General features: G+C 44.3%; 12 protein-coding genes. 2 read left to right on the top strand and 10 right to left on the bottom strand.

Annotated elements, in window-relative coordinates; genetic code table 11:
• Positions 1-11: 11 nt before the first annotated feature.
• Positions 12-1,274: a 23S rRNA (uracil(1939)-C(5))-methyltransferase RlmD gene (gene rlmD / locus OA79_RS14135; protein WP_063333885.1), complete on the bottom strand. Its 1,263-nt coding sequence runs from the start codon at positions 1,272-1,274 to the stop codon at positions 12-14.
• Between the two features lie 135 nt (positions 1,275-1,409).
• Entirely contained in the window at positions 1,410-2,300 is an 891-nt protein-coding gene (cysM, locus tag OA79_RS14130; protein ID WP_063333884.1) for a cysteine synthase CysM, read from the bottom strand.
• Positions 2,301-2,440: 140 nt separating this feature from the next.
• Here cysM and OA79_RS14125 point away from each other — a divergent pair, with 140 nt between their 5' ends.
• Both OA79_RS14125 and OA79_RS14120 read left to right on the top strand, forming a co-directional pair.
• Complete coding sequence (locus OA79_RS14125) at positions 2,441-2,662, top strand: hypothetical protein (protein WP_063333883.1); 222 nt, start codon at positions 2,441-2,443, stop codon at positions 2,660-2,662.
• A 21-nt stretch (positions 2,663-2,683) separates the two neighbouring features.
• A complete protein-coding gene (locus OA79_RS14120; RefSeq protein WP_063333882.1) occupies positions 2,684-5,461 on the top strand; it encodes a response regulator in 2,778 nt (925 codons plus the stop codon).
• Here OA79_RS14120 and acpS read toward each other — a convergent pair.
• From acpS to glgC, 8 genes are all read right to left on the bottom strand, one after another.
• Positions 5,442-5,825 carry a holo-ACP synthase gene (acpS, locus tag OA79_RS14115; protein WP_063333881.1) on the bottom strand — a complete coding sequence of 128 codons (384 nt, stop codon included), beginning with the start codon at positions 5,823-5,825 and terminating at the stop codon, positions 5,442-5,444. The genes OA79_RS14120 and acpS overlap by 20 nt on opposite strands.
• 27 nt (positions 5,826-5,852) lie before the next feature.
• Positions 5,853-6,590 (bottom strand): DNA repair protein RecO, encoded by a 738-nt coding sequence (gene recO, locus OA79_RS14110; RefSeq protein WP_063333880.1) that lies wholly within the window; start codon positions 6,588-6,590, stop codon positions 5,853-5,855.
• Positions 6,591-6,595: 5 nt separating this feature from the next.
• Entirely contained in the window at positions 6,596-7,498 is a 903-nt protein-coding gene (gene era, locus OA79_RS14105; protein ID WP_063333879.1) for a GTPase Era, read from the bottom strand.
• Positions 7,491-8,174, bottom strand: a complete 684-nt coding sequence (rnc, locus tag OA79_RS14100) for a ribonuclease III (protein WP_063333878.1) — start codon at positions 8,172-8,174, stop codon at positions 7,491-7,493. Before rnc ends, era begins: the two co-directional genes overlap by 8 nt.
• Before the next feature lie 15 nt (positions 8,175-8,189).
• Positions 8,190-9,014 (bottom strand): signal peptidase I, encoded by an 825-nt coding sequence (gene lepB / locus OA79_RS14095; protein WP_063333877.1) that lies wholly within the window; start codon positions 9,012-9,014, stop codon positions 8,190-8,192.
• 46 nt (positions 9,015-9,060) lie between these two features.
• Entirely contained in the window at positions 9,061-10,866 is a 1,806-nt protein-coding gene (gene lepA, locus OA79_RS14090) for a translation elongation factor 4 (protein WP_063333876.1), read from the bottom strand.
• Between the two features lie 190 nt (positions 10,867-11,056).
• On the bottom strand, positions 11,057-11,689 hold the full coding sequence (locus OA79_RS14085) for a riboflavin synthase (protein WP_063333875.1): 633 nt from the start codon (positions 11,687-11,689) through the stop codon (positions 11,057-11,059).
• A gap of 253 nt (positions 11,690-11,942) precedes the next feature.
• On the bottom strand, positions 11,943-13,193 hold the full coding sequence (gene glgC, locus OA79_RS14080; RefSeq protein ID WP_063333874.1) for a glucose-1-phosphate adenylyltransferase: 1,251 nt from the start codon (positions 13,191-13,193) through the stop codon (positions 11,943-11,945).
• Positions 13,194-13,246 lie beyond the last annotated feature (53 nt).

Below are 13,246 nucleotides of genomic sequence, written 5' to 3'. Positions count from 1 at the left end.
CGTCCTTCAATTCACTTTTGCTTTTGCAATAGCATCATGGTTTCCACATGTGACGTTTGCGGAAACATATCCATTAACCCCGCCCGCACAACCTTGTAGCCATTTGACACTAAATACTCAGCGTCTCTTGCCAAAGTAGAAGCATTGCAAGAAACATACAAGATTTGCTGTGGCGCGATATGAATAATGGTATCTAAAAACTCAAACGCTCCGGCTCGCGGTGGATCAAGCAATATCTTATTAATTTTTTCGGTTAAAAACGCCCCTGCAACAGGCTGCGTTAAATCCGCCGCCACAAAGGTGACATTATCCAAACCGTTTAAACTGGCATTATGCCGGCCAGCTTGAACCATTGATTCCTGTAACTCGACGCCAATTACACTGCCAGCAAGTTGCGCTAATGGCAAAGAAAAATTCCCAACCCCACAGAACAAATCCAACACGGCATCCTCTTTCTGAGGTGCCAACCATGCCATGGCTTGCGCTACCATTTTTTGATTCATTGCCTCATTTACTTGAATAAAGTCTTGAGGGTGATATTTCAAGCGCAAATTCCCCAAATCATAATAGCGCATTTGTTCTTCTATCAGATCGGCTCTGCTCGCTTTTGGTGCCTGCCAATATAAATTGACTCCCTCTGATTGAGCCCAATCAAGATATGCCTGTTGTTGAATGAGGGAAATGTCAGACACTAAACGCAACAATACCGACATACCTTTGCTGTCTTCTAACAGCTCAACGTGACCTAGTGACGATAGAATAGGATTCTGCTTTAAACAATCTTTAAGGGAAACGAACAAGACTTGTAATGACGGTGTTAAGACATGACATTGCTCAATATCGACGACTCGATTAGAGGCTTTACTGCGAAAACCAAGGACCAAAGAATTTTTTTTATGATCAATCGCCAAACGAGCTCGACGGCGATAGCCTGAACTCGCATCAAATAAACACTCAATTTGCTCTTTCGGTAATAAGTTTCTTAACTGCCCGGCTAACCAGTCCGCTTTAGCAAGGCGTTGTGAAGACGCTTCTAAATGCTGGAAACTGCAGCCACCACAATCACCAAAGTGCTGACAAGCTGGCGACACACGATCAACACTGGTTTTAATAACAGCATTCAAAATAGCTTCATCAAAACGACGACCAGGTTTCGTTACCTGAGCGGTGACCGTCTCCCCAGGTAACGCCCCTTCAATAAAGGTGACTTTACCGTTAAGGCGGGCAACCCCTTTCGCCTCATGGGTCAAACCATCAATTTGATAAGTTTGCATTGGCCCTAATGAGGCTTTTTTTATCGGGCGACGGGCTGAAGTTCTTCTTCTCAAGATACGTTCTCGATTGGCAATAAAATGAATATTTGGCCCGCATTCTAACGCATCTGAGCAGAGATCAACATGACAACTTTTTTAATCAAACACGCCGGTCGACAAATATCGGTCACCACGATCACACACGATGGCCACAATCACAGCATCATTTAACTGCTCAGATAATGCCATGGCCATGGCGACGGAACCGCCCGATGACACGCCACAAAAAATACCTTCCTCTTTCGCAAGGCGACGCATGGTTTGTTCCGCATCCTGCTGAGACACATCCATCACAGTATCGACTCGCGTATCATCAAAAATAGACGGTAGATACTCTTTTGGCCAGCGTCGTATCCCCGGAATACTAGCACCATCTTGTGGCTGCAATCCTATGATCTGAATCTGCTCATTCTGTTCTTTCAAATACTGCGAGACGCCCATGATCGTCCCTGTGGTGCCCATCGAACTGACAAAGTGCGTGACCGTACCTTGTGTTTGCCGCCAGATCTCAGGTCCAGTTGAAAGATAATGGGCGTTAGGATTATCTTGATTGGCAAACTGATTGAGCACTTTACCAATGCCTTGGTCCTGCATCTCTTGAGCCAAATCTCTTGCTCTTTCCATGCCTTCTTGTTTACTGACCAAGTGCAAAACCGCCCCATAAGCGGCCATTGCAGACTTACGCTCTTGGCTCATGTTATCAGGCATGATCAAGTGCATTTTATAACCTTTAATGGCCGCGGCCATCGCCAATGCAATGCCGGTATTACCACTGGTCGCTTCGATTAAACTGTCTCCCGGTTTAATCTCACCGCGACGCTCAGCCTGCAAAATCATATTTAAAGCAGGACGATCTTTTACTGAACCAGCAGGGTTTTGCCCTTCCAGTTTTAACAATATGGTATTGTTAGGATTTGGGTTGATTCTTTGTAGGCGCACCAAAGGGGTTTGCCCAATCAAAGACTCGATAGTTGGATACTCGATCATATAAAAACTTCATTGACATTAATTACGGACAGAATGACACTTAACGCATTATTGAGCCTATTTAAGACCACTTGCTACCAAGAGTACAATAAGAAAGCGTTATAAACTTAGTTTCAACCACGCAATAATAAGGTAAGCACATGGGCTACAAACATATTTTTGCGGTTTTCACTCTTGTGATGTTACTCAGCGCCTGTGAAAAAAAAGCAAGCATCACCACCGATTTAAGCAATTTAGAGCTGAGAACCCAATGGCGTCAGTGCCTTTATGATTCCGCGACAAAAGGCGACACAAAAGCCTGTCAGCAGTATCAAGAAGAATGTAAAAAACGCCAAGACACGGACAATTTTGCCTGTTATTAGTCAATAACAAATTAGGACCTCATGATTAATATTCGTTTGCCAAAACTTCAGCTGAACCATGACAATAAATTGTTTTGGTCTTTATTTTCACCTGTTTTTGGTATTTCCATTATCACGTGCGCATTCTTAATTCTCAGCCGCTTCAATGATCTTGACGATACTCTTTATCAACGCACGCAACACATCACAGAACAAGTCGCTACTACCAGCGAATATGCGATTGTCTTTTCTGATCAAAACATGATGTATCGAATCTTACAAAACGCACTCAGCAATCAATACATCAGCAGTGTCCAACTGTTTAACAGTGAACAAAAAATCATCGCTGAGTTGGGCACAGAATTTGTTGTCACAACGACCGGCTTCCCCACCACCAATGAGATACAAAAACTTCCCGATCATTTAGTTTCCATTAGTGCGGTTCATTACAATAACAATGCCTTGGACGGTGCCTTCAACCCACAAGCCGACTTATTTGGCCCCATAAGGCAACAAAACCTTATTGGTTGGGTCAAAATTCAAGCCGATACCGCCATAGTTCAAATCCAAAAATACCAATATGCCAGCTTAGTCCTATTGGTTTTCTTTGCGTTCAATTTAGGCAGTGGACTGATTTTTTTACGCATCACCAAACAATTGATGCTGCCCGTCAAAAATGTCGAAAACACCTTAAACAAACTCGCAAAAGAGCAGTTTTCTGCAGCAAAACTGTTGCGCCTTCCGGTAGAATATCAATCTCTGCAAAAAGATTTGTTATTCCTAACGGAACGACTTGAACACAACAGACATGAAATGACCGCAGGAATAGAGCAAGCGACAGAAGATCTCCGTCGAAGCATGGACAGTATGGAAGAGAAAAGCGCCCAGTTACACATCGCCAACCGGGAAGCAATGGAATCCAATCGCCTAAAATCTCAGTTCCTTGCCAATATCAGCCATGAAGTCAGAACCCCTCTAAATGCCATCTTGGGCTATACCAAAACCCTGCAAAAAGGCATCAAGGATCCACAACATAAACTGTATATAGATACCATTGAACAATCGACAAACAGTTTGCTCGCCATCATTGGCGATATCTTAGACTTTTCCAAAATAGAAGCGGGGAAATTAAGCTTAGAAAGCAATCACTTTAACCTTCGAGCTTTAATCGATGATGTTTATCAAACCCTAAGCATCAACCTGCTAACCAAGGAAAAGCAGATTGATCTGGTGACAGAATACGATGTACAACTGCCAGAATGGATCATTGGAGACAGCACTCGCATTCGTCAGATCCTCACCAACCTAATTGGTAATGCCATTAAGTTTACTCACCAAGGTTCAGTCAAAACCAAAGTATCTTGTCAGGCTCAGTCAGACAACAAGCTAACGTTACTATTCCAAATCGTCGACACAGGCATTGGCATCCCAGAACATAAGATTGATCGCCTCTTCAAACCGTTTTCACAAGTAGACACCAGCACAACAAGACAATTTGGTGGCACAGGCTTAGGGCTGGTTATCAGTAAAAAACTGGTAGAACAAATGCAAGGAAAAATCGAAGTCAGCAGTGATCCAAGCATCGGCTCAACGTTTCGTTTTTCTCTTTGTCTACAAGCTTCTGGAAACCCAATGAATCAAAAAGACTCATTGGACAGACACATCATTTTACTGGAGCCAAGCAGCACCTATCGTGCTCATTTGACAAGCTATTTGCATAGCATTGGTGTTAAAACCACCCGTTGCAGCGACATCGAACAATTGGTTTCTGCTTTGCAGGAAAAAGCTGACACCATTGACGGAATTGTACTGAGCTTAGGGCCTGATGAAAGCAGTGTAGAAGAAACCAAAGAATTGATTAGTTACGCCAATCAACACTTTTCCATCCCCTGCATTGTGATGATCCAACCCCCCAGAAGCCTTACTCAAAACCCAGAACTTAAAGCACTTGCTAGCGAAATACTGCTCAAACCGGTCAGCCATGATCGTCTCTATAAAGCACTACAACAAATCAACCATAGGGAAATTCAAGTCGATGAGATTAGCCCTCCTGTTGAATCAAATCAAACACGTAAAGGCCTTAAAATCTTGGCGGTTGATGATGCACCAATCAACTTACAACTGCTAAGTCATTGGCTCCAACCGCACGGCATCAACGTCACTCTGGCCTACAGCGGCCAGCAAGCCTTATCATTGGCGTCTGAGCAAACATTTGATCTCATTTTTATGGACATCCAAATGCCCGAAATGGATGGCATGGAAACCACTCAACAGTTACGACAATTAAAGTCCTATCAAAACACCCCAATCATTGCCTTAACGGCGCACGCTCTAGGCTCAGAGCAACAACAAATTCTCGCCAGTGGCATGAATGCTTACTTAACCAAACCCATTGATGAAGAAGTATTGTTTCGCACCATCGATGAATGGTGCTCTAATACCAAAACCTTCCAGCAACAAGTTGATGCCACATTAGTCAATATTTTCGATATGCAAAAAGCCTTAGACATCGTCAATGGAAAAGCCGACATCGCTCAAGAAATGTTTACCATGTTGGCAGACTCACTAGACAATGAGAAAAAGCTGATTCAACACCATTTAGAACACCAAGACACAGAAAAACTCATTGAAGTGGTTCACCGAATTCACGGAGCGTCTAAATACACAGGCACCTTTAATGTTGCACGTCATGCTGGTTTTTTAGAAACACATTTAAAAGAACTGGGCATGGAAGACGTAGAAGGTGTCGCGGAAGATTTCATTCACGCCATTGATGACTTACTAAATCATCGAGATCTGATTACTTGGCCTCAAGAATAACAAAGGCCTGCGCATAAGCTCGCTCATCCGTTAAGCTTAAATGCCACACCACAGGGTGCTCAAAACGTTCAGAGATGTTCTTGTCTACCTCTAAATAAGGCTGACCAGAAGGCAGGTTAATAACAGTAAAGTGCTGAAAGCTGACCCCAGAACCAATGCCTGTTCCCAAAGCCTTCACAGCGGCCTCTTTCGCGGCAAAGCGTTTCGCCACATAAGCATTGGCTTGATCAGGATGAGAAATAGCCTGCCAACGTTGCTTCTCTTGTGCGGTTAGAATGCGATCGACAAATCGCTCACCCAAACGCGCCACAGAATCAGCAATACGTTCAATTTCAACCAAATCTGTTCCAACCCCTAAAATCACAACGCTACCCTTATCGTTAAAACGCCCTTACTGGGCTCGAAAGACTGGCACACCTAAATGTAACTCGCCATTGAATGAGGTGGCTGGCAGCAGCTCACGAGACACCACTGGTTTACCATTTAACAAACCATCTAACCAATGCCGATGCAACACTTTTGCTAAGCTTAAAACCTGTTTATCACGCCATGCACCAGCGTGATATTGCAACGCCACTTGCCCTTCGACAAAGAGAATCGGCGCTTGTTTCAATATCTCTCCATGATAAGGACGTAAACCAAATTGACCATGAAACTGATACATCTGCTTCGCGTCCAACGGCTCACCACGCCCCGTTACACCCATACTAATGCTTGACCCCAAGTCAGCAAACAACCCCACCTCAAAACGCCTTAACAGTGGTGCAATGGGCGCACCGGCATGCAAACTTTCAATCAGCCATTGATACAAGGCGTAGACATCGGGCAGAGGTAAATTGGTTGGTAACAGTTTCTCCAACAATTCATGAACATACAAGGCCGCGTACAAACTGAGTCCATCCAATGAACTCGGAGCAGACAGAGACTCCAAACTTTTGATCGTCTTTAGGTCACTACGTCCCACATAATCCAGCTCATAACGCAAAAAAGGCCCAGGTAAGACCCGAGCCTCTTTTTTTGGTAATCGCCAAACACCGCGCATCAAACCTTGTTCTTCGGTCAATAGGTCAACCAGCACCTTATTGTCCTGAAACGGACGAGTATGAATGACATACCCATTAGCGCGCATCCGACTTACTCTTCCTGATAGCCCAGACTTGCCAAAGCACGCTCATCATCAGACCAACCTGAACGCACCTTAATCCACAAATTCAACATCACTTTATGTTGAAATAAGTCTTCCATGTCAATACGAGCTTCCTTACCAATAAGCTTAATTTTTTCGCCACGATCACCAATGATGATGCGTTTTTGACCATTGCGCTCAACCAAGATCAAAGCACTAATATGAATCGCGGTTTCTTCATAAACAAACTCTTCAATTTGCACCGCCACTTCATAAGGTACTTCCTGACCTAATTGACGGGTAATTTTTTCACGTACAATTTCAGCCGCCAAGAAACGCGAGCTGCGGTTGGTGATTTGGTCTTCTGGGTAATACTGCATTCCCTCTGGAATATAGCTTTCCACCAAACGCTCAAGACGATCTAAATTCTTATTTCGCAGAGCCGAGATCGGTACAATTTGTGCGAAGTCCATGCGTTCGGACAAATTCGCCAAACGAGGCAACAGTTCCTCTTTCTGATCCAGTTGATCTACCTTATTTACGACCAAGACCACAGGACAAGAAGCAAACTTCACCTTTTGTAAAACAGACTCATCTTCTTCCGTCCAACGATCCGCATCAACCACAAACAACACCAAATCCACATCTTTCAATGCCGCCGTTGCGGTGCGATTCATAATGCGGTTAATGGCCTTAGTTTCCCCCAAATGCAATCCTGGAGTGTCTACATAAATAGCCTGAATATGACCCTCAGTTTTCACCCCAAGAATCTGATCCCGCGTGGTCTGTGGCTTACGAGAGGTAATCGAAAGCTTTTGCCCTAGAATATGGTTAAGCAGGGTCGATTTGCCCACATTCGGGCGGCCAACTATGGCAATATAACCACAATGGGTTACTTCAACATCAGACATTCACTTCTTCCAATTTTTCTAAAGCTTTTGCCGCTGCATTTTGTTCAGCAATACGGCGACTATTGCCGCGCCCCTCAATAGAGTCATTACACAGTTCTATGTGGCAATGCACATGAAACGTTTGATCATGAGGTTCGCCAACAATATCGACCACTTCATACTGAGGCAAAGCATGTTTTCTGGCTTGTAGGTATTCTTGCAAACGCGTTTTGGCGTCTTTCGTCACCACTTTCAGGGAAGTCGCGTCTAAACGATCTTTGTACCAAGCTAAAATATGTTGACGACAAACGTCCATGCCAGCATCTAAGTACATAGCGCCGATAATACCTTCAACGCTGTCAGCTAAAATCGAATCGCGACGAAAACCACCGCTTTTCAATTCGCCAGCGCCCAGCTTTAAAAAATCGCCCAGCTGGAATTCACGCGCTAACTCAGCCAACGTATCCCCTTTAACCAATGATGCACGTAAGCGACTTAATTCTCCTTCCTTGGCTTTTGGAAAACGATGAAACAAGTCTTCCGCTATCACATAATTGAGAATCGAATCACCCAAGAACTCAAGACGCTCATTGTTTTTCCCGCCATAACTGCGGTGCGTCAGCGCCAGTTCAAGCAATCCAAGGTCGGCAAAAAAATAGCCTATGCGCCGACACAACTTCTGATACAGTGAACTCAAAATGTCTCCAATTATTTATTCAATCAAACCGTTATTTTTAAAACTTGGGATACTGAAAAAGTCATCCCAATGAAGCCACACATAAAATGCACGCCCCTTCATATTTTCTTCTGGTACAAAGCCCCAGAAGCGACTATCTGCGCTGTTATCGCGGTTATCACCCATCACAAAATAATGACCTTCCGGCACAACCCAATTACCTTCATGTGGCGTGTTACGATTACTATTATAGATGTCGTGCTCTACACCACCTAAATTTTCTTTAAAGAGAGTGACTGGCTCTCTATTCGGATTGAGTGAAATAGGCAAAGCGGCCAAAAACTCTTTACTGACCTGCTGACCATTCACCGTTAACACCTTATCGTGATAGCGGATCTTGTCACCAGGCAAACCAACCAAACGCTTAATGTAGTTTAGACTAGGATCCAAAGGATATTTAAACACCACCACATCGCCACGCTTCGGTTCAGACGTTGGGATTAACGTGGTATTGGTGACAGGCAAGCGCAAGCCATAATCAAACTTGTTCACCAAAATGAAATCGCCGATCTGCAACGTCGGTAACATAGATCCTGATGGGATTTGAAACGGTTCAACCACAAACGAGCGCAAGCCAAATATCACCGCGATAATCACAAAGTAAGATTTGACCTCAGATACCAGCTTAGGCGTATCAGCCAAACGTTCTTTGGCTTCTTTACTTATGGCCTTTTGCGCCGCTTGATCCATACCAGACAAAATCTGTTTACGCTTTGGCGCAAACACAATTCGATCATATACCCAGAAAGCACCAGTAACCAAAAAGGCAACGGCCAGTATCAACTCAAAATCAAAACCCATACAACATTACTCCACCGAGATGCTCACGCATCGATTTGGTTTTTTATTAGCTGTCCAGCTGCAAAACCGCAAGGAAAGCAGATTGTGGCACTTCCACATTACCAACCTGCTTCATGCGCTTCTTACCTTCTTTCTGCTTCTGTAACAATTTCTTCTTACGACTCACGTCACCACCGTAACATTTGGCTGTTACATTTTTACGTAGGGCTTTAACGGTCGTACGTGAAATCACTTTTGCCCCAACCGCCCCTTGAATCGCCACATCAAACATTTGACGAGGAATGAGATCTTTCATTTTTTCACACAAAGCACGTCCTTTAAATTGAACGTTATCCTTATGCATAATCAAAGCCAAAGCATCAACACGCTCACCATTGATGAGGATGTCTAAGCGGCACAAAGACGCAGCACTGAAATGCGAGAAACTGTAATCCAAGGAAGCAAAACCACGGCTGCAAGATTTCAATTTATCAAAGAAATCCATTACCACTTCGTTCATCGGCAACTCATAACGTAATTGCACCTGACGACCAACATATTGCATGTCTTTTTGTACGCCACGCTTTTCCACACAAAGCGTAATGACGTTGCCTAGAAACTCTTGCGGTACCAGTATATTCGCTTCCACAATGGGTTCGCGCATTTCTTTGACCGTACCTGGGTCTGGCATTTTAGAAGGGCTATCAACATACACCACTTCGTCATTGTTCAACTCAATTTCGTACACAACTGTTGGCGCGGTAGTAATCAAGTCTAGGTCGTATTCTCGTTCCAAACGCTCTTGGATGATTTCCATGTGCAGCATGCCTAGGAAGCCACAACGGAAACCAAAGCCCAATGCATCGGAGCTTTCTGGCTCGTAGAACAAGGACGCATCATTCAATGTCAACTTGCCTAAGGCAACGCGAAAGTCTTCATAATCATCTGAGCTGACAGGGAACAGACCAGCGTAGACCTGAGGTTTCACTTTTTGGAAACCTGACAACTGCTCTACATCTGGGGTAGTGGCATGAGTGATGGTGTCACCCACTGGCGCACCATGAATGTCTTTAATACCCGCCACAACATAACCTACTTCACCGGCTTTCAAGACACCGGTTTCTTTACGTTTTGGTGTGAAAATACCCGCCATGTCCACTGGGTGTGCTTGTTTGGTGGATTTAATGAAAATCTTGTCTTTCTTACGCAAAGTCCCCTGTTTGATTCGAACCAGAGACACAACGCCTAGGTAGTTATCAAACCATGAGTCAATGATGAGAGCTTGCAATGGTGCTGCCGTATCACCTTCTGGCGCGGGTACCGTGGCCACCAAACGCTCTAACACGTCTTCAACCCCCATCCCAGTCTTCGCCGAGCAGGTCACCGCGTCCATCGCATCAATGCCGATAATTTCTTCAATCTCAGCACTGACTCGCTCGGGTTCAGCTTGAGGCAAGTCAATTTTGTTTAAAACCGGCATGACCTCAAGGCCTTGTTCAATCGCGGTATAACAATTGGCAACAGACTGTGCTTCTACACCTTGTGCCGCATCGACCACCAGCAAAGCCCCTTCACAAGCCGCCAGTGAACGAGACACTTCATACGAGAAGTCTACGTGTCCTGGGGTATCAATGAAATTTAACTGATAGGTTTCACCGTCTTTTGCTTGGTAGTCCAAAGTCACACTTTGTGCCTTGATGGTAATGCCACGCTCACGTTCGATGTCCATTGAATCAAGTACTTGAGCAGACATTTCACGTTCACTCAAACCTTCGCAGGCTTGAATAAAACGATCCGCCAAAGTGGATTTACCATGGTCAATGTGGGCGATGATGCTGAAATTTCGTATGTGCTTAAGGTTGTTTGAAGACACTATTTTCTCACACTATAAAAGCGATATTAAAATGATCACAGGTTGATAAGGCGTCACAAGATAGCCAGTTTTCCACAAGATACTTTCTTGCTAAGCGTATCAAGCCGAGTTATCAACCTATTATCTGGTTAGAATTTGCCGAGCATTCTACCGAAATTCCGCTTAGGACTCCATTGATTTCACGCCTTCCTTAAGGCAGGACAATGCCTTTCTCTTTTAATACCCGCTCTACCGTATCCACGGTTGCTTGAGTATGGGCATCAATCTCCAAATTCACCTTGTCACCAACGGACAAGATCGAAAACGTCGTTAAGCGCAACGTTTCTGGAATTAAAGACACTTCTAGCCAATCATCACCTATGTCACTAATGGTCAAGCTAGCGCCATTCAATCCCACATAACCCTTATCAAACAAATAGCGTCGCGCATCCACTTCTTGCTGACGATCCGTGACGAAACGAATGTGCACACTTTCCTCTATTTTCTCTATACGAGAAACCGTCACTGACGTCATGATATGGCCCGACATAACGTGACCACCAATTTCATCGCCCATTCTAGCAGCACGTTCAAAATTCACCGTATCACCGACTTGCAATAAGCCAATATTGGTCAAGGCAAGTGTCGTATCAATGACATCAAATGTCAGTACATCATGCGCTATTTCCGCCACCGTTAGGCAGACACCATTAATGGCCACACTGGCCCCCAACTGCTGACTTAACATCACGCCTTCAGGGAACAAGATTTCTAAACGTTTATTGCGACCATCTTGAGTAACCGATTGAACACTTGCCTTGCCTTGAATAATACCTGTAAACATAAGCTCCCCTACTTCTGGTCAGCATAAAAAAGAAACAACACTGCGCAAGATTCATACTTAATTTCGGCACTGAAGAAGAATTGAACACCCCTTCGCAAAGCACGATTTATACTGGCCTCCAATGAGTTATCATTAAGTCACCAATAGGGTTATCCACAGGTTACGGGGATAACCGAAACACGCAAGCTAAACCCTACTAATGCGCCCTAATTTCCACTTTTCAAGCAAGCCAAGGCAACTAATTGCGCTTTCTTCAGGTTAATGCTTCTATCATGGCTTGCGTCACCAAGGTAATGCCATCTTCGTTTCGGTAAAAACGCACGCTATCTTGTTGTGGGTCTTCGCCAATCACAGTACCTTCAGGGATCTGACAATCAGAATCCACCACCACCTTGCTCAGGCGACAATGACGACCTATGTCACATCTCGGTAAAATGACGCATTCATTGACATGAGAATAGGAATTCACTCGCACGTTATTGAATAGAATCGATTGCTCCACGGTCGACCCAGAGACAATACAACCCGCTGACACCACGGAGTTGAGAGCCGTGCCAATGCGCTCTTCGTAATTGTAATTAAACTTAGCAGCAGGACGTTGATAATGAGCCGTTCGAATTGGCCAATTTTCATCGTATAAATCTAACTCAGGCACGAGCTTAGTGAGGTCCATATTGGCTTCCCAATAGGCCGTTAACGTCCCCACATCACGCCAATAAGCATCTTGTGGATAATTTTCGTTCATCACCACACTGTTGGAAAAATGGTGCGCTTTGATATGACTTCGGCCAACAAAATAGGGAATTAAATCTTTGCCAAAATCGTGGCTAGATTCCTTATCTTGCGCATCAGAGCATAAAATTTCGGACAGGAACTTGGTGTTAAAAATATAAATCCCCATGCTCGCCAAGGACACTTCTGGCTTACCTGCCATGGTCGGAGGATGAGAGGGTTTTTCTTCAAACGCGATGATATTATCGTTTTCATCAACGTGCATAATGCCAAACTGATGCGCTTCCTCAACCGGAACTTCGATGCAAGAAACCGTCACGTCGGCACCACTTTCAAGGTGTTCTTTTAACATCAAGCTGTAATCCTGCTTGTAAACATGATCTCCCGCCAACACCAATATGTATTCACTTTTTAAATCTCGAATCATGGCCAAATTTTGATAGACCGCATCAGCCGTACCACGATACCAATCACCTCCCGTTTGTTGTTGAGCGGGCCACAACTCAATAAATTCATTGAAGTCCGAGCGTAGGAAATTCCAGCCTCGTTGAACATGCTGATTCAATGTGTGCGATCGATACTGAGTCAACACCGCGATTCGTCGCATACCAGAATTGATGCAATTGGACAGAGGGAAATCGATGATTTTATACTTACCAGCAATTGGCACGGCTGGCTTAGAGCGTTGATCCGTTAACTGTTTTAATCTAGAACCGCGTCCACCTGCTAAGATGATGGAGATGGTTTTCATGCACGCTGTATTTAAATCCATGTGAAGCCCTTTAAAGTGATAAATTACTCTCATCCAAACGTCAGTTAGGTATA

It is taken from the genome of Marinomonas sp. TW1, assembly GCF_001625355.1.
GTDB lineage: Bacteria > Pseudomonadota > Gammaproteobacteria > Pseudomonadales > Marinomonadaceae > Marinomonas.
This window is presented reverse-complemented; position numbering and strand designations above follow the sequence as displayed.